Origin of the sequence: Pseudomonas sp. 14P_5.3_Bac1, assembly GCF_025466135.1 — a bacterium.
Taxonomy (GTDB): Bacteria; Pseudomonadota; Gammaproteobacteria; order Pseudomonadales; family Pseudomonadaceae; genus Aquipseudomonas.
Genome location: NZ_JANLOF010000023.1, coordinates 25878 through 48766, shown reverse-complemented (window position 1 = coordinate 48766; position 22889 = coordinate 25878). Strand labels below are relative to the sequence as shown.

The window sequence follows — 22889 nt, the reverse complement described above, 5'->3', positions numbered from 1 at the left end:
CGAGTCCTTAAGCGGCGGGCTGCAGGCCCAGGGAGGCGAGTTGTTGCACGCTGCCCTTGAACTGGATCATGCGCGGGTCATCCAGCGGCAGGGTGCGGCCGGTTTCCTTCTGGATGATGGTTTGCAGCTTGGCGTTATCGACCTTGCCGTCGGCGCCGATGGCTTCGTGCAGTTTCTCGGGCGCGACTTGAGCCGTTTTGCCGGGCTCGAAGTAAATCGCGCCGGTGGCGAAGTCCACGCCGAATGCGATCAGGCCGGGGATCACATAGAACAGCAGGCCCACGGCGTCGAGCACGGCAATCGCCGGGTCGATCTTGCCGTCGATCTGGCCACGGCGGTCCGGGTAGAAAATCGAACCGCAGGCGGTCAGTTGGCTCAGCAGGGTGACGGCGAGGACACCGCCGATGACACGGGAAGCGATACGCATGAAAAGTCTCCTGAACACGTTTAAAGGTGACTATAAGCCAGATCCATCAGACGACGATGATCCAATGTGGGAGCTGGCTTGCCTGCGATAGCGGTGGATCAGTGACACATGCCGAGCTGACCCACCGCTATCGCAGGCAAGCCAGCTCCTACATTTACCTGTATTCCAATTAAGGAAGAACGAGGTGTCTTTGAGACCAGCACCGGCATCCGGCAGTTCGCCGTTATACTCGCCGCTCTGCTTTGGAGCCAGTATGAATTCGTTGCCGATCGATGATGTTTTACCCGCCCTGCGTGACGCCTTGGCGATTCGCCATGAAGCCGTGCTGGAAGCGCCGCCCGGCGCCGGTAAAACCACCCGCGTGCCCTTGGCCTTGTTGAACGAGCCATGGCTGGCCGGGCAGACCATCCTGATGCTCGAACCCCGGCGCCTGGCCGCGCGTGCGGCCGCCGAACGGTTGGCCAGCGAGCTGGGCGAAAAGGTCGGCGAAACCGTCGGCTATCGCATCCGTCTCGACAGCAAGGTCGGGCCCACGACGCGTATCGAAGTGGTCACCGAAGGCATCCTCACCCGCCGTTTGCAGGACGACCCGGCGCTGGAAGGCGTGGGCCTGCTGATCTTTGACGAATTCCATGAGCGCAGCCTCGACGCCGACCTCGCGCTGGCCCTGAGCCTGAATGGCCGCGATCTGTTTCGCGACGAACAACCGCTGAAAATCCTGCTGATGTCCGCCACCCTCGAAGGCGAACGCCTCTCCGGCCTGCTGGATGACGCGCCGATCCTGCGCAGCGAAGGGCGCATGTTCCCGGTGCAGATGCGCTGGGGCCGCCCGTACCAGGCCGGTGAATTCATCGAGCCGCGTGTGGTGCAGACCGTCCTTGAAGCCGTGCATGACGAGACCGGCAGCATTCTCGTCTTTCTGCCGGGGCAGGCCGAGATTCGCCGGGTTAATCAACAACTGGCCGACGCTTTGGGTGATCGCCCGGATGTGCTGCTGTGCCCGCTGCATGGCGAGCTTGACCTCAACGCCCAACGCGCCGCCATTGACCCGGCGCCCGCCGGCAAACGCAAAGTGGTGCTGGCCACCAACATCGCCGAGACCAGCCTGACCATCAACGGTGTGCGCGTGGTGATCGACGCTGGGCTGGCGCGGGGCCCGCGTTTCGACCCCGGCAGCGGCATGACCCGCCTCGACACCCAACGCATCTCCCGCGCCAGCGCCACCCAGCGGGCCGGACGGGCAGGGCGCCTGGAGCCGGGCGTGTGTTATCGGCTGTGGTCCGAAGACCAGCATGAAGGCCTGGCGGCGTATGGCAGCGCGGAAATCCTCGCCGCCGACCTTGCCGGGCTGGCCTTGCAACTGGCGCGTTGGGGCGTCACGCCCACGCAACTGGTGTGGCTGGATGTGCCGCCGACTGCTGCGTACGCCCAGGCTCAGGATTTGCTGGTGCGTCTGGGCGCGTTGAACGACGACAAACTCACCGCCCATGGCCAGAAGATGGCCGAGTTGCCCGCGCATCCGCGTATCGCCCACCTGTTGCTGCGCGGGCAGGACCTGGGGCTGGCGGCCACGGCGTGTGATGTCGCCGCGCTATTGGGCGAGCGTGACATCTTGCGCGGCGCCGGTGCCGATTTGCACAGCCGGCTGGCGCTGATGTCCGGCGAGGAGCGTGCGCGAGGTACTCAAGGCGGCGTGCAGCGCGCCAAGCAACTTGCCCGGCAATACCGCAGCTATTTAAGAGGCCAGGCGACTCAGGCCGTGCCCGATCCCGATCACCCGCGTTGGCTCGGCGCCCTGCTGGCGCTGGCCTACCCGGACCGCGTCGCCCAGCAACGTCGCCCCGGCGGCGCCGAATACCGCCTGGCCAATGGCCGTGCCGCGCTGTTCGCCGAGGCCGACAGCCTGATGAAACAAGCGTGGCTGGTGATCGCCGACCTCGGCAGCCGTCAGGGCCAGCGCGAAGAGCGCATCTACCTCGCGGCCGACTTCGATCCGGCGCTGTTCGACACAGTGCTTGCCGAGCAAGTGCGCAACGTCGACCAGCTCGATTGGGACGAGCGCGAAGGCGTGCTGCGCGCGGAGCGCCAGCGCAAAGTCGGCGAACTGGTGCTCAGTCGCGAACCGCTGAGCGGTCTGGACGAGTCCGCGCGCAGCCAGGCGCTGGTCAACCTCGTGCGCCGCAAAGGCCTGGAATTGTTACCGTGGACGCCTGAACTGCGCCAATGGCAGGCCCGCGTCATGCTGCTGCGTCAGCTGGACGCCGGCAAAACCAGTGAGTGGCCGGATATCAGCGACAAGGCTTTGCTCGCCAGCCTGGAGCATTGGCTGATGCCGTACTTGGGCAAAGTCTCGCGCCTGAGCCACTTCGCCAACCTGGATATCTCCAGTTTCCTGCACAACCTGTTGCCCTGGCCGCTGCCCCAGCGCCTGGACGAGCTGGCGCCGCAGCACGTGAAGGTGCCCTCGGGCTCCTCGGTGCGTTTGGACTACAGCGAACAGCCGCCGATTCTGGCGGTGCGCTTGCAGGAATTGTTCGGGCTGGCGGACACGCCGCGTATTGCCGGTGGGCGCCAGGCGGTCAAGCTGCACCTGCTGTCCCCGGCGCGCCGGCCGGTGCAGGTGACCCAGGATCTGGCGAACTTCTGGCGCAGCACGTATGCCGAGGTGAAAAAGGATTTGAAGGGGCGGTACCCGAAGCATTACTGGCCGGACGACCCGTTAGTGGCCGAACCCACCGCCAGGATCAAACCGCGCAAGTAAAGCTTGTGGAGAGCAAATTTGGGAGCGGGATGGTGTGGGAGCTGGCTTGCCTGCGATGCAGACGACTCGGTGTACCTGTTTCACCGAGGCGATGCTATCGCAGGCAAGCCAGCTCCCACAAAAGCCCACACACATTGAGCTTTGTGGTGTGGGTTATTGCGCGGCCGGGAGCAGGAACCGGGCGATCACTGGTAGGTGGTTGGAGATACGCAGTGTGTCTTCTTGCCGTACTTTGGCCTCTATCCGCTTGATCCTTGGACTGTAGAACAAATAATCCAACGTCCGATCCGGCCCATCCACACTCGGGTCATTGGGGAAGTGCGTAAGCCACTTCGCCCGGTCAATCCCACTGGATTCGCTGTTACTGGGGATCATTGGGTACTTATCCCACAGCAAATGCAGCTCGCTGTCCGGTGAATACTGGCCGCGCTTATCGGCGTCCAGGCGCAGGAATTGCCCCAGTGGCAGCAAGTTGAAGTCCCCACCGATCAGCCATGGCGTGCCACGCCCTTCGAATTTATCCAGCAGCTTCACGGTGGCTTTAGCCTGCTCCTGTACCGCCGACCGCCCAGGCATATCGCCATCCAGCCGGGTGTTGAGCACGGCCAATTGGCCACCATCGCTCAGCGGCAGGTAGGTCAGCAGCAACGCAGGCTTGGGTTGGAACTGGCGGCTGATGATGTTGGCTGGGGACACCGGCAGTTGCAGGCGTTCGGCGTGTTCGATCTGGTAGCGGCTGAGGGTCACCAGCTTGCGGCCGACGCTGCCGAAAATATGCAGGCTGGGCACAAAGTCGGCTTTCCAATCGAAGGCCTGGGCGCTGCACGGGTAGAGATCGACCAGGCGTTCCTGCAGCAGTGCGATCTGGTCCTGGTAATGGGAGGGTTTGGCGTTTTCGTCGAGTTCCTGCAGCAGCAGGATGTCGGGTTGTTCGTCGCGGATCACCCGCGCCACTTCGTCGAGACTGGAGGCCATGTCTTCCACGGTAGGGCGATCATCCGGGCCGTTGCCGTCGGCGGTGTCGTACCAGAACACATAGTTCTTGCCCGCCAGGTATTGCACATTCCAGGTCATGACCTTCAGCGCCTGCCCGGGCAGCAGCGTTGGCGCACGCGGCGCGACGCAGCTGACGGGCAGGGTTTGTTTGTCGGCAGGGCGCCAGGTCAGGCTGTAGATCAGGGCGGCGAGCAGGCCCGCGATAATCAGCAGGCTCAACAGGGTGATGCGCAATAAACGGGTCATCGGCTCGGCTTATGGCGTTTCAGGAGTGGCAGGAGCATATCACCGCGCGTCGGCATCGCCACCGATCAGCATGAATAAACGGAACAGCACCACGCTGGTAAACAGTTGCAAAAAGCTTTGGGCGCTGTCGAGCACGGTGGCGAGCATTGGGCTCGGGCTGGGGTAGACGGCATCAGTGGCTTCCTTGAGCAGCAACAGCGGCGTCATCACACACAGCAGGCATACCAGGATTCGCCAAAAATGCCCGCGAGTCAGGCGCAAACTTTCCTGCATAGCCCCCAGCGCGGACAGGCCGCGCAGCACCAGCAGGTACTCGGCAAAACCGAGCACGACCATCAGCCACAGGCCGGGTAGGTAAAACAGTGACAGGCCCAGCCAGACCAACAATGTACTTATCGCGGTCAGCACGGCGAAACGTGGCCACAGGGTCAAGGCCGTCGCCCACAAGTCTTTAGTACGCGGCGAGTCGCCACGCGTGCGGGCATCCAGAAACAAGATCAAGGCGCCGACGTACAGCGGGTACATCACCAACCCCACCACAATGCTGTAGGCGCGCGAAGCATCCGGCGCCAGCGTGTGCTCGATTACCTGTTGCAGCAGGGCTTCGAGGATCACCAGGGGCAGGCACAGCTGCACGATGGCGCCCAGGTTACGCTGAGTAAAACGGAAGGAGTCGCGCAATACGTCTAACGGATTCATCAGGTTCATCACAGACCGAAAAGCAAGGCCCACACTTTAACCGATCATGACGAGAGGTAAGCAAACGTAAACCTTGCGTAAAGACCATTGAAACGTCTGGTAACAGCCCCATAACTAGTGCGTAGCTCGCCTGATCACAGACGGGCCCATGATTTTTACCGGCAATCTAACGAGGTCGCCATGAACAGCGAAGAGCAAACCCTGATCGATGGACTGTTTTCACGGCTGCAGCAAGCCGAAACGGACTCAGCCCCCCGCGACGCCCTGGCCGAAGCGCGGATCAAGGAGCACATGACTCGCCAACCGGCCGCCGGGTATTACATGACCCAGTCGATCCTGGTGCAAGAACACGCGATCAAGAGCCTCGACGCGCAGAACAAGCAACAGGCGCAGCAGATCCAGCAATTGCAGGATGAGTTGCAGCAGGCCAAGGCTCAGGCAGCACAGCCGGCGCCGAGCAGTGGCGGTTTTCTGTCGAGCATCTTTGGTGGCGGCTCCCGTGAGCCGCAACCCACGCAAAGTGCGCCGGCGGCTTCCGGTGGCGGCTGGCGTGAGCCTGGGCGGCCTTCGTTCGGCCAGCCTGCGCCCCAGCAAAACTACGGCGCGCCGCAGCAAAACTATCAACAGCCACAACAAGCGCCCGCAGCACCGATTGGCAGCGGCTTCCTCGGCGGGGCGTTGAAAACCGCTGCCGGTGTGGCCGGTGGTGTGATGCTGGCCGAAGGCATCAGCAGCTTGTTCAGCCACAACTCGCAACAGCCGCAAGTCGTGGAAGAAATCATCCGCGAAGAACCGGCGCCCGCCAGTGATAACGGCAATTGGGGCAACGACGACCAGAAGTTTGCCGGCAATGACAGCTGGGGCAGCGACAACGCCTCGGACAGCTTCGCCGACAGCGACTACAGCGATGATTCTTCCTCGTTTGGCGACGACGATTCCTTCGTCTGACCCGCCTTCAACCGGGGCGCTTCGTCGCCCCGGGCTGATTTTTCGCTGAAACTTTCCCATGGCTGGCATACTGGCGCCTTTGCGGGCTCTCACGTCCGAGGTCCAAGTGGCATCCATGGGGAAGTGCGGTGAAGAAAATTGCGGTGTTCGCCGATGTACAAAACCTCTACTACACCGTGCGCCAGGCCTACGGTTGCCACTTCAATTACGCCGCCCTGTGGGCTGACATCAGCGCGCGCGGGCAGATCGTCGAAGCCTATGCGTACGCCATCGACCGTGGCGACAGCAAGCAGCAGCAATTCCAGCAGATCCTGCGCAACCTGGGCTTTACGGTAAAACTCAAACCCTACATCCAACGCAGCGACGGCTCGGCCAAGGGCGATTGGGACGTGGGCATCACCCTCGACATCATGGACGCCGCCGACCACGTCGACGAAGTGGTGCTGGCCTCCGGCGACGGCGATTTCGACATGCTGCTCGAACGCATCATCCAAAAGCATGGCGTCGAAGCCGTGGCCTATGGCGTCCCGGGGCTGACGGCCAACTCGCTGATCCGCGCCGCCAGCCGTTACGTGCCGATCGAAGGCGCGCTGCTGCTTAAATAAGTCAATTGTCAGACGGAGTTGGAACAGGTTTGGAACGTATAGCGGTCATCGACTTTGAAACCACCGGCATCACCCCGAGCAGCCACTGCCGGGCCACGGAAATCGCGGTGGTCATCCTTGAGCGCGGCCAGATCGTGGACCGCTACCAGAGCCTGATGAATGCCGGCGTGCGCGTGCCGGGGTTTATCGAACAACTCACCGGCATCAGCAACGCCATGCTGCGCAGCGCGCCACCGGCCGAGCGGGTGATGAACGAAGTGAATGAATTCGTCGGCACCACGCCACTGCTGGCGCACAACGCCGCGTTCGACCAGAAGTTCTGGGACTTCGAATTGGGCCTGATCCGCCGCACCCGCCTGCAAAAATTCGCCTGCTCGCTGCTGCTGGCCCGCCGCCTCATGCCGGCGGCGCCGAACCACAAGCTCGGCACCCTCAACAGCTACGCCCAACTGCCCCACACCGGCAAGGCTCACCGGGCAATGGCGGATGCCGAAATGGCAGCTAACTTGACGGCGCACCTGGCCGAGCAATTGCGCGGTACGCATGGGTTGCGCGAACTGTCCCACGACCTGCTGTGCACCTTGCAGAAAGTGCCGGCGGCGAAGATCAATGAACATCTGAAGAAACATCGCGGGCTCTGAACCCTGCGCAGATCTCACGTGGGCAGAGGACTAATTGTGGTGAGCGGGCTTGTTGTGAGGAGCGGGCTTCTGTGGCGAGCGGGCTTGCCCCGCGTTGGGCTGCGCAGCAGCCCCAAACCCTGACACCCAGTTTCAACTGAAAGAATGCGGTGACTTCATTAGGGCCGCTTCGCAGCCCAACGCGGGGCAAGCCCGCTCGCCACAGAAGCGCGCTCGCCACAACAAGCCCATTTGCCCCAAAAGTTTGCTTGTCAGGCTATCGAGGCTGCACGCATTCCAACGCCCGACCCACCACCTCCTTTGCCATCCCCACCAAGTGCATCACCGCCCGCTGCTGCACACTGAGCGTCTCGCCCGACACCAGCGCCGTCTCCACCGCGCAATGCAGCAAATCCGCCGCATGGGCGAGGGCGTCTTCGAAGCTCAGGTTGTCATTCAGCACAAAGTTGGGCGCATCCGGGGCGCAGGCGTTGAGGTAGTAGTCGATGGCTCGGCGGTTGAGCAGGGCGTCTTCGCTGAGGAAGTTTGTATGGTTATCAGTTGAAGCAGAGGTTGTTTTGACCATGTTGAGTCTCCGGGACTTGTAACTCTCTCCTTCGTCAATTTCGGCTTGCACTTCCGGTCACCGAAGGGCCGATGACGTGGGGAAGACTAGCGGCTGAATTTAGCTGGAACAAGGCATGAAATGTCGCTCGGAAACGTCCTTCAAAAGAATGGGAAGCGGTGACACAACTGACGCCATCGCAGGCAAGCCAGCTCCCACAGTAAATTTCCTGTTTGTTCGTTCCCACGCTCCGCGTGGTAACGCATCCTGTGACGCTCCGCGTCACGACCTCAAGAGCGGACGCAGAGCACCCTTGGCGGCACTCCCAAGCAGAGCGTGGGAACGATCGGTGTCAGGTGGTTTTCCCTTCCAACTGCCCCAACGGCACCCGCCGCGCTATCGCGCTCGACAAAATGATCGAGGTTTTACTGAACCCGAACTTCGCCACCCGGTTTATCAGGTTCTCCAGTTCCGGCATCGAGCCCACCGCGGCCTGCATGATCACGCACGGGTCGCCTGTCACGCGGTGGCATTCGGTCAGTTCGGGTATTTCCGCCAAGGCGTCGTAGACCTTTTGGCTGCCGTTGTTGGTCAGGCGCAGCTCTATCGTGCATTGGATCGGCAAACCGATTTTCGACAGGTCGACCTTGGCCTGATACCCGGTGATCACCCCGCTGGCTTCCAGCTTGGCCACGCGCTCAGCCACGGCGGGGGCGGAGAGGTTTACGGTGCGGGCCAACTGCGCATAGGAAGCGCGGCCATCTTCGAGCAGGGCGCTGAGGAGCATGCGGTCGTATTTGTCCATGATAAGGCTCCGGTGATGCGTGGCTTTTGAATGCACGGGTTATAGCCTTCATAACCATGTTTTGAAAAGTGTATGGGCGCTTTAAACAGGTTTTGTAACTTATGTTCGGCGTGCTGCCTTTTTAGAATAAGCCTCCAATATTCTGCCGCAGAGCTACCCAATGCCTGGCCCACGTCGCTTTTCCTTACCGTTGATTGCCGCTTTTTTTGCGCTGTATGTGATCTGGGGTTCTACCTACCTGGTGATTCGAATCGGCGTGGAGTACTGGCCGCCGTTGATGCTGGGCGGGATTCGATTCCTGGTGGCGGGGTTGGTGATGTATGGCTATTTGCGCTGGCGCGGGGCGCCTGCGCCGACGTGGGTGCAGTGGAAGGCGGCGGCCAAGATCGGCGTTTTGCTGCTGACCTTTGGTAATGGTGCGGTGACGGTTGCCGAGCACACCGGCGTTGCTTCCGGCGTGGCCGCGTTGGCGGTGGCGACGGTGCCGTTGTTCACGTTGCTGTGTGGGTATTTCTGGGGCGCACGCAATACGCGTCTGGAGTGGGCCGGAGTGGTGCTGGGGATTATCGGCATCGCCATGCTCAACATGGGCTCCAACCTGCAATCGAGCCCCACCGGCGCCATGTTGCTGCTGTTCGCCGCTGCCTCCTGGGCCTTCGGCTCGGTGTGGAGCCGGCACTTGCCGTTGCCTGCCGGCGCCATGGCCAGTGCGGCCGAGATGATCATCGCCGGTGCCCTGCTGCTGGTGGGCAGTGCGCTGACTGGTGAGCGCCTGCATGCCGTGCCGCCGATTGAAGGCTGGCTGGCCTTGGCTTACTTGGCCGTGTTCGGCTCGATCATCGCCTTCAATGCCTATATGTACCTGCTCAAACACGTGCGCCCGGCGGCGGCGACCAGTTATGCCTACGTGAACCCGGCCGTCGCGGTGTTATTGGGTATTGTCTTCGTCGGCGAGACCATCGGCATGGAGGAAGCCTTGGCGATGCTGGTGATCATCAGCGCGGTGTTGCTGATCAGCCTGCCCCAGTGGCGAAAGCCCAAGCCGGAAATAAGGTAAACTGCCGCGCATTACGCCCTTGCGCTGAATTTTTCCTACGGTAAACACATGACTTTCGCCACCCTTGGCCTGATCGAACCCTTGCTGCGCGCCCTTGAGACGCTTGGCTACCAGACCCCGACGCCGGTGCAGGCGCAAGCCATTCCGGCGGTGCTGGCCGGTCGCGACCTGATGGCCGCGGCCCAGACCGGCACCGGCAAGACCGCAGGTTTCGCCTTGCCGCTGCTGCAATTGCTGACCATGGAAGGGCCGAAAGTCGCCGCCAACTCGGCGCGCGCGCTGATTCTGTGCCCGACCCGTGAACTGGCCGAGCAGGTTCACGCCAGCGTCGCCGAGTACGCTCAACACCTGCCGCTGACCACCTACGCGGTGTACGGCGGCGTGAGCATCAACCCGCAGATGATGAAGCTGCGCAAGGGTGTCGACATTCTGGTCGCTACGCCTGGCCGCCTGATCGACTTGTTCCGCCAGAACGCGCTGAAGCTCAACCAGCTGCAAACCCTGGTGCTGGATGAAGCCGACCGCATGCTCGACCTGGGCTTTTCGGAAGAGCTGGCGAACATCTACCGCATGCTGCCGAAAAAGCGCCAGACCCTGCTGTTCTCCGCGACCTTCTCCGATGAAATCCGCTCGCTCGCCGGGCAGATGCTCAACGACCCGCTGAGCATTGAAGTGAGCCCGCGCAACGTCGCCGCCAACACCGTGAAGCAGTGGGTGGTGCCGGTGGACAAGAAGCGCAAGCCGGAGCTGTTTGTGCACCTGATGCGCAAAGGTCGCTGGAAGCAGGTGCTGGTGTTTGCCAAGACCCGTAACGGCGTGGATGCGCTGGTGGACAAGTTGCAGGGCCTGGGCATCAATGCCGACGGCATCCACGGCGACAAACCGCAAGCGACCCGCCAGCGTGCGCTGGATCGCTTCAAATCCAGCGACGTGCAGATTCTGGTGGCCACCGACGTGGCAGCCCGTGGCCTGGACATCGAAGACTTGCCGCTGGTGGTCAACTTTGACCTGCCAATCGTGGCCGAAGACTACATTCACCGTATTGGTCGCACCGGTCGTGCGGGCAACACCGGTGAGGCGATTTCGCTGGTGTGTGCCGATGAGGTGAACATGCTGTCGGCCATCGAGATGCTCACGCGTCAGACCCTGACCCGCAAAATGGAGCCGGATTTCGAACCCGAGCACCGCGTGCCGGACACCGACGCCAGTGGGCAAGTGGTGAAGAAACCGAAAAAGCCGAAGAAACCCAAGGCGTCGGGCGGTGGCGGCGGTAAACGTAATTTGGGTAAGTGGGTGGACAGCGGGGACGTAGCGCCGGCTGAACCGTCGATCAAGCCGGTGCGCAAGGTGCCGGTGTTCAACACAGGTCCGCGCAAGAAGAAGTGATTTTGCGGCGCTGCTGATGGTCTCATCGCAGGCAAGCCAGCTCCCACCTTTTGAATGTATTCACAGCTCAAAATGTGGGAGCTGGCTTGCCTGCGAGGGCGGCTCTGAATTCACCGCCGATTTCAGCGCCTAAGCCACTCCAGCATGCCCCGCGCCGCTGCCCGCCCACTGGCAAAGCACCCCGTCAGCAAATAGCCGCCCGTTGGCGCTTCCCAATCGAGCATCTCCCCGGCGCAAAACACGCCCGGCAATTGCTTGAGCATCAACCGCTCATCCAGCGCCTCAAACGGCACACCACCCGCCGTACTGATGGCTTCATCCATCGGCCGGGTTTTCACCAGCGTCAGCGGCAATGCCTTGATATCCACCGCCAGCTGCGCCGGATCATGAAAGTGTTCCGCAGGTGCCAACTCACGCAACAGCGCCGCCTTGACCCCGTCCAGGCCCAACTGACTGTGCAAATGTTTGCTCATCGAGCGCGAACCACGCGGCTTGGCCAGTGCAGCCTGCACCTTGTCCAGCGGCTTGCTCGGCAGCAGGTCGATATGCACCGTGGCTGAGCCATCGCGATTGATCGCTTCACGAATCGGCGCCGAGAGCGCGTAGATCAAGCTGCCCTCGATGCCCATGGCGGTGACCACGCATTCCCCCAACCGAGGCTTGTCATCCGCCACACCGATGGCGACGTTTTTCAACGGCGCGCCGGCGAATTTGCTCACCATCAATTCGCTCCAGGCTGACACCTCAAAGCCGCAATTGCTTGGTTGCAGCGGCGCGTAAGGCACGCCTTTGTCTTCCAGCAACGTGAGCCAGGCGCCATCGGAGCCCAGGCGCGACCAGCTGCCGCCGCCCAAGGCCAGCAACACCGCATCGCTGTGGACAGTTTTTTCGCCGTCCGGGCTGTGGATAAGTAGACCGCCGTCGGCCGTCCAGCCCAGCCAGCGATGCCGAGTGTGGATAACCACGCCTTGATCGCGCAGGCGTTTGAGCCAGGCGCGCAGCAGCGGGGCGGCTTTCATGTCGGTAGGAAACACGCGGCCGGAAGTGCCGACAAAGGTTTGTATGCCCAGCCCATGAATCCACTCGCACAACGCCTCGGCACCGAACGCTCGCAGCAGCGGCGCCATGTCTGGCGCGCGTTCGGCGTAGCGCGACAGGAACGCCGGGTACGCCTCGGAGTGGGTGATGTTCATGCCGCCCACGCCCGCGAGCAGAAACTTGCGGCCCACTGACGGCATGCCGTCATACAGGCCTACCCGCACGCCCGCCTGGCTCAAGACTTCAGCGGCCATCAGCCCGGCTGGGCCGCCGCCGATAAGAGTGACGTGTCGAGAAGGAAGCTGAGGCATGGGCAAGGCTACGGTCGCTGAATAGGCCGAGCATTCTACCCGACGGCAGCGTGGCTGCCTGATCAAAAAACGTACACTTTCCTACAGGCCATACGGCTGTTCGCTTTCAGGCGCTTACGCTCAAGTTATCCACAGGCCGTTCCACAGGCATTGTGGGTAACGCTCACACTTCAATGACAGCCTGATGACGTCCACACCCGCTGAGCGCTGTGGTGCAGGATGCCATGGCGGCGGGCCAGGGCCGGGCGGTCTTTGCTGTAGCCGCCACCGATCACGCCCATCACCGGAATGTCGCGGCCCAGACAGTGGCGCATCACGCTTTCATCACGGGCGGCGACGCCTGCGTCTGTCAGCTTGAGGTAACCGAGGGCGTCGTCCTTGTGTACGTCCACACCGGCGTCGTACAGCACCAGGTCAGGCTGATAGAGCGGCAGCAAGTAGTTGAGCGCATCGTCCACCACCTTGAGGTAATCGGCGTCGCCCATGCCCATGGGCAGCGGGATGTCCCAGTCGCTCTGGGCCTTGCGTGCGGGGAAGTTCTTTTCGCAATGCAGCGACACGGTGATGGCATCCGGCGTGTCGTGGAGGATGCGTGCAGTGCCGTCGCCCTGGTGCACGTCGCAATCGAAGATCAGCACGCGGTTGACCCGGCCGCTGGCCAGCAGGTAATGGCTGATCACCGCCAGGTCATTGAAGATGCAAAAGCCGGCCGGGTAATCGTAATGGGCGTGGTGGGTGCCGCCCGCCAGGTGGCAGGCCAGGCCGTGTTGCAGCGCTTGTTCGGCCGCGAGGATCGAACCGCCGACCGCGCGCACGGTGCGCCGCGCCAGGGCTTCGTTCCACGGCAGGCCGAGGCGCCGTTGGTCTTCGCGGGACAACTCGCCGCCCATGTAGCGTTCGATATACCCAGCGTCATGGGCCAGGACCAGAATCTCGGGTGGGCACAGTTCGGGGCGCAGCAATTGGCTGTCCTCGGTCAGCCCGCTGTCCACCAGGTGATCGCGCAACAGGCGAAACTTGTCCATGGGAAACCGGTGGTCTGCCGGGAACTCAGGGCTGTAGTCATCGTGGTAGATCAATGGCAAGGGCATGGGATTTTCTGACGGGAACCTGCGAAGGATCTTACCAGCGCTGTACACTCACGCACATGGCAAGGGAGGGGGACCCATGGAGCCGATACTGGAATTGGAAAGCGCGCGCTTGCTGCTGCGCCAATGGCGCGACAGCGACTTAACGGAATTTGCGCGCATGTGCGCCGACCCGCAGGTGATGCGTTATTTCCCGGCCAAGTTGAGCCACTTGGAAAGCGCGGCGCTGATTGGCCGGATTCGCGGGCATTTCGCTGAATACGGCTTTGGCCTGTGGGCCTTGCAGCGCAAGGACACCGGCGAATTTATCGGCCTGACCGGGCTGCTGAATGTCAGCTTTGAAGCGGACTTTACCCCGGCGGTGGAAATCGGCTGGCGCCTGGCCCGCGAACATTGGGGTTTGGGCTACGCCAGTGAGGCCGCGTGGACCGCGCTGCGGTGTGGTTTCGACCGACTGCAGTTGGATGAAATTCTCGCCTTCACCACCGAAACCAATCTGCCATCACAAAAAGTCATGCAGGCCATCGGTATGCATTACGATCCCCAGGCAGATTTTGAACACCCCAAGGTCGCAGCCGATGACCCGCTGCGCCATCATGTTTTGTATCGCATCACCCGCGCCCAATGGTTGGACACGCTGCACGGATAAGCAGCCCGGAATGCCCTCTCGATTGTTGTAGGAGTTGCTCTATGAGCCAAGTATTGGAAGATCTGGTGGACTTGCTGACGCTGGAGCCGATCGAGGAAAACCTCTTTCGCGGTCGCAGCCAGGACCTGGGTTTTCGCCAACTGTTCGGTGGCCAGGTGCTGGGCCAGTCGTTGTCGGCTGCCAGCCAGACCGTAGAAGAAGCGCGACATGTGCATTCCCTGCATGGTTATTTCCTGCGCCCCGGCGACGCGTCATTGCCGGTGGTGTATTCGGTTGACCGTGTGCGCGATGGCGGCAGTTTCAGCACGCGCCGCGTCACGGCTATCCAGAAGGGCAACCCGATTTTCACCTGCACCACTTCGTTCCAATATGACGAAAAGGGCTTTGAGCACCAGACCACCATGCCTGTGGTGGTCGGCCCGGAAAACCTGCCTTCGGAGCTGGAACTGACCAAGCAGCGTGCGCACTTGATCCCCGAGCACATGCGCGACAAGTTGCTGTGCCCCAAGCCGATCGAAGTGCGCCCGGTGACTGAAAAAGACCCGTACAACCCGCAGCCGTCCGACCCGGTCAAGTACGTGTGGTTCCGCGCCGACGGCGCGCTGGCCGACGCGCCCGCGCTGCATAAATACCTGCTGGCCTACGCCTCGGATTTCGGCTTGCTGACCACCTCGTTGCTGCCCCATGGCAAGACCGTGTGGCAAAAAGATATGCAGGTCGCCAGCCTCGACCACGCGCTGTGGTTTCATGCCGACCTGCGCGCCGATGACTGGTTGCTGTACGCAATGGACAGCCCGTGGGCCGGCAACTCGCGCGGTTTCTCGCGCGGCAGCGTGTACAACCGCGCCGGGCAACTGGTGGCCTCGGTGACCCAGGAAGGCTTGATTCGTCATCGCAAGGACTGGGCATGAGCCTGTCGGAGGTTAAGCATTGGGTGTTTGACATGGACGGCACCCTCACGGTGGCCGTGCATGATTTTGCGGCGATCCGCGTGGCCCTGGAGATTCCGCCCGAAGACGACATCCTCACGCACCTGGCGGCCTTGCCGGCGGACGTGGCGGCGGCCAAGCACGCGTGGTTATTGGAGCATGAGCGCGAATTGGCACTCGGTTCGGTTGCCGCCGTGGGCGCGGTGGAGCTGGTGCGCGAGCTGGCCGGGCGCGGGTATCGCCTGGGCATCCTGACGCGCAATGCGCGCGAGCTGGCGCACATCACCCTGCAAGCGATTGGCCTGGCGGACTGCTTTGCCGTCGACGATGTGCTGGGGCGTGAAGATGCGCCGCCCAAGCCGGACCCGGGTGGGTTGCTGAAACTGGCAGAAGCTTGGGAGGTTTCGCCGGGCGAAATGGTGATGGTCGGGGATTACCGCTTTGACCTCGATTGCGGGCGGGCGGCAGGAGCCAAGACGGTATTGGTTAACGTGCCGGAGAACCCGTGGCCGGAACTGGCGGATTGGCATGCTGAAGATTGTGCGGTGCTGCGCCGGATGATCTAAACCAGGCACTGAAGAGCCAATGTGGGAGCGGGCTTGCCCGCGAAAGCGGTGGATCAGTCACTGATGAGTCGACTGAAAATCCGCCTTCGCGAGCAAGCCCGCTCCCACATTTCTATCCGGTTTCGTCAGCTGTTTTTATTTAGGGAACAACACCTTCTCACCCTCAGGCGAAGTAAACATCTTATCCCCATCGTGCCCCACCCCTGGCACTTCCACCAACCTCTGAGTCAGCTGCGGATGACGCTGCTTGAGGTAGTCAAAATAGTTGTGCCCACGAATCAGGCGATACGCACCCTGGGTTTCGGCCTCGCAGCTTTTATCCAGCGCCGGGTGGTTCGGGTCGGTGTCCTGCTGGCCGAGCAAGTAGGTGATGTCGCGTGACACGTAAGCCTGCTCAAGCTGCTGGGCACTCTGGCCCTTGGCGTAGTCCGGCAGGTTTTGCATGCCGTACTTCCAGTCGTTGAAGCCAGGGCAACTGGCCGTGTCGAATGTCACCGGGCGTTGCGGGCTGAAATAGGCGTAGGACGACGGGTTGGCCACCACATAACGCAGGCTGATGCCTTCGGTTTGCAGCAGCGGGTGGTCGTGGCCGGTGAGGGCGAAACGCTGCACCACCTGGCCGCCGCCGGAATGGCCGGCCACTACGATTTCCTTCAACGCCGGGAACAGCTTGCGGTTGCCCAGGTGCTTGATGATCTGGTCCAGCGCGCCGTAGGAACTGAGCTGGCCAGGGCCCGTCGAGGCGTCGCCGGCCATCCAGTCATTGCCGTTCCAGCGCAGCACCTGGCTGCCCAAGTGGTTGCGCTTTATGTCGGACTCGTTGAGAAATTGCGGCGCGATCACCAGGGTTTTGGCCGCAATCCCGGCGTTTTCGGCGGCATCTTCGCCGCTTTGCAGGTAGGTCTGTGCATTGCGCAGGCGGCCATGCACGATGATCAGCGCGCGGGTCACGTTGGGCAGCGGCTGGTTCCAGTCCTGGCTCAAGCCCAGGCTCAGGTCACCGGCGTCCAGGTGGAAACGATCGGGGCTGACCACCTTGACGCCGTGTTCTTTCTCGGCGGCCCAGGTGGAGGAGGAACAGGCAATCATCACGCCGAACAGCAATCCCAATCGTTTATTCATCTAAAGACTCTTCGCTGTAAAAGTGTCGCATTGAGTGATCTGGCCCGCTGCGAAGCCGGTTTTGAACCAGCGAACGCGCTGCGCAGAGGTGCCGTGGGTAAACGAGTCCGGCACCACGCGGCCCTGACCCTGCTGTTGCAAACGGTCATCGCCGATGGCGTTGGCCGCATTCAGTGCTTCTTCGATATCGCCGGGCTCCAGCCAGTTCAGGCGTTTTTGCGCACGGTTGGCCCACACCCCGGCGAAGCAGTCGGCTTGCAGTTCCTGGCGTACCAGGAGGCCGCCGTCGCCTTGCATCTGGCGGCCCTGCTGGCGCGCGGCTTGAATCTTGGCCGAGATGCCCAGCAGCGTTTGCACGTGGTGCCCGACTTCGTGGGCGATCACGTAGGCCTGGGCGAAATCGCCGGCGGCCTGGAAGCGCTGCGACATTTCCCGGAAGAAATCCAGGTCCAAATACACCTGCTGGTCAGCCGGGCAATAAAACGGGCCGCTGGCCGAGGTGGCGCCACCGCAGGCGGAATTGACCCGACCACGGAACAGAATCAGTTTCGGGTTCTTGTAGACCAACCCGTTTTCCTTGAACACCTGGCCCCAGGTGTCTTCAGTGTCACCCAGAATCGCGCGGACGAAATCGGCCTGCTGGTCATTGGCCGGCGGTGCCTGGCGCGACTGCGTGCTCACTGACGGCGCTTGCTCCGCCTGGCCGGTCAACTGGCCGAGGATCTGCAGCGGGTCCTGGCCGGTCAGCCAGCCAATACCGACGATCAGCACAATTGCCGTCAGGCTCAGCCCCTTGCCGCCGCCAAACCGCATGCCGCCACCGCCGCCGCCACTGTCATCGCGGGCATCTACCACGTTGTCGCTGCGTCGGCCTTTTTTCCATAGCATGGGGCAATCCTCTCGTTAAACCTGTCGAACACTTTTGTAAGAGCAGTGTTGTTGGTGCGTATGAATGGCGCCAGCCCGGCTGTCCGACAAGCAACAAGAGTTGCCTAGTATTGCTGCTGTCAGGCCGTGCAGGCAGGGGCGCCAGATGAAAGTTGTGTCAGCTTGATTGGGTCAGTCGCGGCAATAGCCTTCGCCGGTATCGACGATCAGGCAGTCCTTTTTATCCGCCAGCCATTTCAGGCCAGTGGCTTCACCGTCACCGGCGCTCAATTGTTGCGGGCCGTCCGGGCGGGTAAAGGCGATACCGTCTTCGTTGGCTTCACCTTTGAAGGTGCCTTCGTCGTCGGCGTCAAGGCCGTACTTCATGGTCAGAACGTAGTGGCCGCGGCCGATGCTGTCGTCCTTGGCGATGGTCAGGTTCAGGCCTTCGACGCCGATCCACTTGCCGACCCATTTGTCGGTGGGCGGCGTGGCCGGTACCAGGGTGGCCTGCACCGAGGCCGGGGCGGGCTTGGGTGCTTCTTTGGACTCTTGGTTACAAGCAGTGAGCAGGACGAGAGCAGAAAGAGCAAAGAGTGTCTTTTTCATAGCGGCAAGGCCTTGGTTAAAAAGTGCAACGCGCGGGCAAAGGTGCAGCGTTGGACTCGAATCCGGTGATTTAGTGCGCTGTTCGCACGCTGTTTGGTTATGCTCTTGGGGCGCACGCAGGCCCGCCTGCTAGATTACCGGGTTGAGCGCTTGCGTGTTCAGTGCTCAGCATTCAGCCCGCCATGCAAGAGAATTCAATGACTGTCAGTACACCCCTTTCCGGCGTCAACCATCCCTTCAAAGGCATTTTGCTGATTGTGGTGGCAACGTTTCTGTTTTCCAGCCACGACGCCTTGTCCAAATACCTGGCCGGGTTCTACCCGATCGTGATGGTGGTGTGGGCGCGGTACCTGGTGCACACCTTGCTGATGGCCGGCATTTTCCTGCCGCAGTCGGGCTTGCGCGTACTGCGCAGCAAACGCCCGGGCATGCAGGTGGTGCGTGCGTTGTGCCTGCTGGGGACCAGCCTGTTTTTTACCGCGGCGCTGCATTACATCCCCTTGGCGGAAGCCACGGCGGTGAACTTCCTGGCGCCGATCCTGGTGACAGCATTGTCAGTGCCCTTGCTAGGTGAACACGTGACACGTGGCCAATGGCTGGCGGTGATCTGCGGGTTTGTCGGCGTGCTGATCATCATCCACCCCGGCGGTGAGCTGTTCACCCCTGCGGTGCTGCTGCCGCTGTGTTCGGCGTTGTTCTTCTGCTTCTACCAGCTGCTCACGCGCATCCTCAGCCAATACGACACGCCGACCACCAGTAACTTTTTCGCTGGCCTGTGCAATACCCTGGTGATGAGTGCGATGGTGCCGTTCTTCTGGCAGTTGCCCACGGTGTGGCATGGCGTGCTGATGCTGGCGCTGGGCACGTGCGGCATGACCGCGCACTTGATGTTGACCCAGGCCTTCCGCTTTGCGGCGCCGGCCTTGCTGGCGCCGTTCGGCTATTGCCAGATCGTGTTTGCGGGGTTGTTGGGCTGGCTGGTGTTCAACCATACCCCCGACATGACCACGGTGGTCGGCATCGGGGTGATCTGCATGAGTGGGTTGGCCGCTGCCTGGCAGCAGCGGCGGCGCTGAATCAAGCCTCGACGGTTGGAATCTTGCGCGGCGCCATGAAGTACATCCAGGTCAGCGCGATGAAGTACATCGCCGGGATCAGGGTGAACAGCACGGTGTAGTTGTTGTTCGTGACCGTGAGGATGTGGCCGACGATCTGCGTCATGAACATGCCGCCGATGGCTGCGCACATGCCGCCGAAACCGAACACCGTGCTCATCATGTGCTTGGGCGTGTAGTCCATCACCAGGCTCCAGATGTTGGCGGTCCAGGCCTGGTGCGCGCCGATGGCCAGGGAGATGGCGAACACCGCGACCCACAATTGGCTGGAGCCGGCGGCCATGATCACGCCGACGATGCAGCAGGCAAACAGCAGCATCGACAACAGCCGCGCCTTGATCGGATTCATCCCACGGCCGATCAGGAATGACGACAGAATCCCCCCACCCACGCTGCCGAAGTCGGCTGTCAGGTAAATGATGATCAGCGGGATGCCCATTTGGGTCACGTTGATGCCCAGGTTGTATTGCTGGTTCAGAAACGGTGGCAGCCAGTACAGGTAGAACCAGAACACCGGCGCGGTCAGTGCGTAGGCGAGGGCGAAGGCCCAGGTGCCGCGCATGCGCAGGATGCGGCTGAAAGGCACGCTGGGTTGCTCCGGTTCGACTTCCTGTAGCACGTAGTCCAATTCGGATTTTTTGACCGTCGGATGGTCTTCCGGGTTGTAGTACTTCAGGCCCCAGCACACCAGCCAGATCCCGCCCAGTGCCGACATGCACAGGAACGCCGCCTGCCAGCCCCACACGTGAAGGATCAATGGCAGCAGCATCGGCGTCATCATCGCGCCCACATTGGTGCCGGCGTTGAAAATACCGGTGGCCACCGCGCGCTCACCGGCCGGGAACCACAACCGCGTGGTCTTGACGCAGGCCGGGTAGTTGGCGGCCTCGGTCAGCCCGAGAACGAAGCGGCAGACCATAAAGCCGACGGCCGACGTCGCCAGGCCATGGGCGCCCGTGGCGATGCTCCACAGCAACACGGCGCAGAAAAACACGCGCTTCACGCCAATTCGGTCAATCAGCCGGCCTTGCAGCACAAAGCCGATGGCGTAGCCGACCTGAAACCAGAAGTTGATGTTGGCGTAGTCCATCGCCGTCCAGCTCATCTCCTTGGCGAGGATCGGTTGCATCACGCCCAGCGCGGCGCGGTCGATGTAGTTCAGGGTGGTGGCGAAGAACACCAGGGCCAGCATGCCCCAGCGGGTTTTGCCCACGGCCATGGCGCCGCGGATTTTGTCGCCGATGCCGCTGTGCGGATTGCTGTGGCGCACGGCCACGGCGGGAGTTTGCGAAGGCATGAGGTCGTACCCGTTTTTTTGAAATTTTTATGGTGTGTTCTGGGTCTTGATACGTGTTCGATGGTGCGCAGTGGCTAAAAACTCGTCAATTCGCGGATTACCATTTTGTTCGATAATCGCCCAAAAAACTAACCGGTTCGTACATTTCAATTGCTGTGCACAGTTTAGCGGCCAATAATTTGCCGTAAATAAGACGAGCCTCATTTGTCGGGAGTCGCCCCATGCAACGCTCCATTGCCACTGTTTCCTTGAGTGGAACCCTGCCGGAAAAACTCGAAGCCATCGCCGCTGCTGGGTTTGATGGTGTGGAAATCTTCGAAAACGATCTGCTGTATTACGACGGTAGCCCACGGGAAGTCCGGCAGATGTGCGCCGACCTGGGTATCGCCATCACCTTGTTCCAGCCGTTTCGCGACTTTGAAGGCTGCCGCCGCGACCGCCTGGCGCGCAACCTGGAGCGCGCCGAGCGCAAGTTCGACTTGATGCAGGAACTGGGCACCGACCTGGTGCTGGTGTGCAGCAACGCCTCGGCCGATTGCGTCGGCGATGAGCAGATTCTGCTCGACGACCTCAGCCTGCTCGCCGAGCACGCCGGCCGCCGTGGCCTGCGCATCGGCTATGAAGCGCTGGCCTGGGGCAAGCACGTGAATACCTGGCAGCAGGTGTGGAACCTGGTGCGCCAGATCGACCACCCGAGCCTTGGCGTGTTGCTCGACAGCTTTCACACCCTGTCGCTCAAGGGCGACCCGAGTGCAATCGCCCAGATCCCGGGCGATAAAATCTTCTTTGTGCAAATGGCCGACGCGCCGATCCTGGCCATGGACGTGCTGGAGTGGAGCCGGCATTTCCGCTGCTTCCCGGGGCAGGGCGAGTTCGATCTGGCGGGGTTTCTCGCGCCGATTATCCAGAGTGGCTACAGCGGGCCGTTGTCTCTGGAAATTTTCAACGATGGCTTTCGCGCAGCCCCGACGCGGGCGAATGCGGCGGATGGCCTGCGCTCGCTGTTGTACCTGGAAGAGAAAACCCGCGAGCGCCTCAAGCAGCAAGCGCCTGCTCAACCGGTCGACCTGCTGTTTGATACGCCGGCCGCCAGCGAGTACGACGGCATCGAATTTCTTGAGTTTGCCGTGGATGAAAACCTCGCTGCCAAGCTCACGCAGTGGCTGGAGCGCTTGGGTTTCGTCAAGGCCGGGCAGCACCGTTCCAAGAGCGTGAGCCTGTTGCGCCAGGGCGATATCAACTTGATCCTCAATTGCGAACCCTATTCTTTTGCCCACAACTTTTTCGAAGCTCACGGGCCGTCGCTGTGCGCCACTGCGATTCGGGTCAAGGACAGCGCCAAGGCGTTGCAGCGCGCGGTGGCCTACAAGGGCCAGCCCTATCGGGGGCTTGTAGGGCCAAATGAACTGGAACTGGCCGCCGTGCGTGCGCCGGACGGCAGCCTGATTTACCTGGTGGATCAGAACGCAGGCGGGCTGTACGGCACCGACTTCAATCTGCAACCGACTACCACCTCAAGCGGCGGCCTGCTGCGCATTGACCATATGGCCATGGCCTTGCCCGCCGACAGCCTCGACAGTTGGGTGTTGTTCTACAAGAGCCTGCTGGATTTCGAAGCCGATGATGAAGTGGTGCTGCCTGACCCCTACGGCCTGGTGAAAAGCCGCGCGCTGCGCAGCCGTTGCAGCTCGATTCGCCTGCCGTTGAACATTTCCGAGAACCGCAACACGGCGATTTCCCACGCGCTGTCGAGCTACCGCGGCTCGGGTGTGCACCACATTGCCTTCGACTGTGCGGATATTTTCGCTGAGGTGAGTCGGGCTAAAGAGGCAGGTGTGCCTTTGCTGGACATCCCGCTCAACTACTACGACGACCTGGCGGCACGCTTTGATTTCGACGACGAGTTCCTCAGCGAGCTGGCGTACTACAACGTGCTGTACGACCGTGACGCTCAGGGCGGTGAGCTGTTTCATGTGTACACCGAGCCGTTCGAAGGGCGGTTTTTCTTCGAGATCATCCAGCGCAAAAACGGCTATGCCGGGTATGGCGCAGCCAACGTGGCAGTGCGCCTGGCGGCGATGGCCAAATCGCGTAGCGGGGCGCCGCGACAAGCACGGTTATGACGGCGCGGCCAGGTGCTTCCTTCGGGAAGCGCCTCGGCCCATAATCGCGGCCTGCACAAC

General features: G+C 61.8%; 22 protein-coding genes. 11 read left to right on the top strand and 11 right to left on the bottom strand.

Going from position 1 to position 22889, the window contains the following annotated elements; all coding sequences use genetic code 11:
* Positions 1-7: 7 nt before the first annotated feature.
* Positions 8-427: a polyribonucleotide nucleotidyltransferase gene (locus tag NTD89_RS06115; RefSeq protein WP_106579351.1), complete on the bottom strand. Its 420-nt coding sequence runs from the start codon at positions 425-427 to the stop codon at positions 8-10.
* Between the two features lie 253 nt (positions 428-680).
* Between NTD89_RS06115 and hrpB the strand changes: the two genes are divergently transcribed.
* Positions 681-3188: an ATP-dependent helicase HrpB gene (gene hrpB, locus NTD89_RS06110; protein ID WP_262206749.1), complete on the top strand. Its 2508-nt coding sequence runs from the start codon at positions 681-683 to the stop codon at positions 3186-3188.
* Between the two features lie 153 nt (positions 3189-3341).
* On the opposite strand, the gene NTD89_RS06105 is transcribed toward hrpB, so the two are convergent.
* Complete coding sequence (locus NTD89_RS06105; RefSeq protein ID WP_262206748.1) at positions 3342-4430, bottom strand: endonuclease/exonuclease/phosphatase family protein; 1089 nt, start codon at positions 4428-4430, stop codon at positions 3342-3344.
* A 39-nt stretch (positions 4431-4469) separates the two neighbouring features.
* Positions 4470-5129 (bottom strand): YciC family protein, encoded by a 660-nt coding sequence (locus tag NTD89_RS06100; protein WP_242201810.1) that lies wholly within the window; start codon positions 5127-5129, stop codon positions 4470-4472.
* Positions 5130-5309: 180 nt separating this feature from the next.
* Here NTD89_RS06100 and NTD89_RS06095 point away from each other — a divergent pair, with 180 nt between their 5' ends.
* The 3 genes from NTD89_RS06095 (at position 5310) to NTD89_RS06085 (ending at position 7323) form a co-directional block, all read left to right on the top strand.
* Positions 5310-6077 (top strand): DUF2076 domain-containing protein, encoded by a 768-nt coding sequence (locus NTD89_RS06095; RefSeq protein ID WP_242201812.1) that lies wholly within the window; start codon positions 5310-5312, stop codon positions 6075-6077.
* Positions 6078-6205: 128 nt separating this feature from the next.
* Positions 6206-6682: an NYN domain-containing protein gene (locus NTD89_RS06090; RefSeq protein ID WP_119740929.1), complete on the top strand. Its 477-nt coding sequence runs from the start codon at positions 6206-6208 to the stop codon at positions 6680-6682.
* Between the two features lie 29 nt (positions 6683-6711).
* Complete coding sequence (locus NTD89_RS06085) at positions 6712-7323, top strand: PolC-type DNA polymerase III (protein WP_262206747.1); 612 nt, start codon at positions 6712-6714, stop codon at positions 7321-7323.
* A gap of 256 nt (positions 7324-7579) precedes the next feature.
* On the opposite strand, the gene NTD89_RS06080 is transcribed toward NTD89_RS06085, so the two are convergent.
* Together NTD89_RS06080 and NTD89_RS06075 are read right to left on the bottom strand one after the other, a co-directional pair.
* The gene (locus NTD89_RS06080) at positions 7580-7888 is read right to left on the bottom strand and encodes a DUF3077 domain-containing protein (RefSeq protein WP_262206746.1); all 309 of its coding nucleotides are present in this window, start codon (positions 7886-7888) and stop codon (positions 7580-7582) included.
* Between the two features lie 331 nt (positions 7889-8219).
* The gene (locus NTD89_RS06075; RefSeq protein ID WP_262206745.1) at positions 8220-8672 is read right to left on the bottom strand and encodes an Lrp/AsnC family transcriptional regulator; all 453 of its coding nucleotides are present in this window, start codon (positions 8670-8672) and stop codon (positions 8220-8222) included.
* Positions 8673-8832: 160 nt separating this feature from the next.
* Here NTD89_RS06075 and yedA point away from each other — a divergent pair, with 160 nt between their 5' ends.
* Together yedA and NTD89_RS06065 are read left to right on the top strand one after the other, a co-directional pair.
* Positions 8833-9729 (top strand): drug/metabolite exporter YedA, encoded by an 897-nt coding sequence (yedA, locus tag NTD89_RS06070; RefSeq protein ID WP_262206744.1) that lies wholly within the window; start codon positions 8833-8835, stop codon positions 9727-9729.
* A gap of 48 nt (positions 9730-9777) precedes the next feature.
* The gene (locus tag NTD89_RS06065) at positions 9778-11115 is read left to right on the top strand and encodes a DEAD/DEAH box helicase (protein ID WP_262206743.1); all 1338 of its coding nucleotides are present in this window, start codon (positions 9778-9780) and stop codon (positions 11113-11115) included.
* A gap of 122 nt (positions 11116-11237) precedes the next feature.
* Here the strand turns inward: NTD89_RS06065 and NTD89_RS06060 are convergent, their stop codons facing one another.
* Positions 11238-12464 (bottom strand): TIGR03862 family flavoprotein, encoded by a 1227-nt coding sequence (locus NTD89_RS06060; protein ID WP_262206742.1) that lies wholly within the window; start codon positions 12462-12464, stop codon positions 11238-11240.
* Positions 12465-12634: 170 nt separating this feature from the next.
* Positions 12635-13555 carry a histone deacetylase gene (locus NTD89_RS06055; RefSeq protein ID WP_262206741.1) on the bottom strand — a complete coding sequence of 307 codons (921 nt, stop codon included), beginning with the start codon at positions 13553-13555 and terminating at the stop codon, positions 12635-12637.
* Positions 13556-13631: 76 nt separating this feature from the next.
* On the opposite strand from NTD89_RS06055, the gene NTD89_RS06050 reads away from it, so the two are divergent.
* Genes NTD89_RS06050 through NTD89_RS06040 form a run of 3 tightly spaced genes read left to right on the top strand, consistent with a single transcriptional unit; the run spans position 13632 to position 15696 of the window.
* Positions 13632-14201 (top strand): GNAT family N-acetyltransferase, encoded by a 570-nt coding sequence (locus NTD89_RS06050; RefSeq protein WP_242200343.1) that lies wholly within the window; start codon positions 13632-13634, stop codon positions 14199-14201.
* A gap of 41 nt (positions 14202-14242) precedes the next feature.
* A complete protein-coding gene (tesB, locus tag NTD89_RS06045; RefSeq protein WP_145162285.1) occupies positions 14243-15112 on the top strand; it encodes an acyl-CoA thioesterase II in 870 nt (289 codons plus the stop codon).
* The gene (locus NTD89_RS06040; RefSeq protein WP_262206740.1) at positions 15109-15696 is read left to right on the top strand and encodes an HAD family hydrolase; all 588 of its coding nucleotides are present in this window, start codon (positions 15109-15111) and stop codon (positions 15694-15696) included. Before tesB ends, NTD89_RS06040 begins: the two co-directional genes overlap by 4 nt.
* A gap of 135 nt (positions 15697-15831) precedes the next feature.
* Here the strand turns inward: NTD89_RS06040 and NTD89_RS06035 are convergent, their stop codons facing one another.
* From NTD89_RS06035 to NTD89_RS06025, 3 genes are all read right to left on the bottom strand, one after another.
* Positions 15832-16818 carry an alpha/beta hydrolase gene (locus NTD89_RS06035; RefSeq protein ID WP_242200347.1) on the bottom strand — a complete coding sequence of 329 codons (987 nt, stop codon included), beginning with the start codon at positions 16816-16818 and terminating at the stop codon, positions 15832-15834.
* The gene (locus NTD89_RS06030) at positions 16819-17706 is read right to left on the bottom strand and encodes a neutral zinc metallopeptidase (protein WP_119740949.1); all 888 of its coding nucleotides are present in this window, start codon (positions 17704-17706) and stop codon (positions 16819-16821) included.
* Positions 17707-17877: 171 nt separating this feature from the next.
* Positions 17878-18294 (bottom strand): membrane lipoprotein lipid attachment site-containing protein, encoded by a 417-nt coding sequence (locus tag NTD89_RS06025; RefSeq protein ID WP_145162277.1) that lies wholly within the window; start codon positions 18292-18294, stop codon positions 17878-17880.
* 197 nt (positions 18295-18491) lie between these two features.
* Between NTD89_RS06025 and NTD89_RS06020 the strand changes: the two genes are divergently transcribed.
* Positions 18492-19370: a DMT family transporter gene (locus NTD89_RS06020; protein ID WP_145162274.1), complete on the top strand. Its 879-nt coding sequence runs from the start codon at positions 18492-18494 to the stop codon at positions 19368-19370.
* A 1-nt stretch (position 19371) separates the two neighbouring features.
* Here NTD89_RS06020 and NTD89_RS06015 read toward each other — a convergent pair whose 3' ends face one another.
* Entirely contained in the window at positions 19372-20706 is a 1335-nt protein-coding gene (locus tag NTD89_RS06015) for an MFS transporter (RefSeq protein WP_145162271.1), read from the bottom strand.
* 221 nt (positions 20707-20927) lie between these two features.
* Between NTD89_RS06015 and quiC the strand changes: the two genes are divergently transcribed.
* Positions 20928-22829, top strand: coding sequence for a 3-dehydroshikimate dehydratase QuiC (gene quiC, locus NTD89_RS06010; RefSeq protein WP_262206739.1), 1902 nt, complete (start codon positions 20928-20930; stop codon positions 22827-22829).
* The last annotated feature ends 60 nt before the right edge of the window (positions 22830-22889 follow it).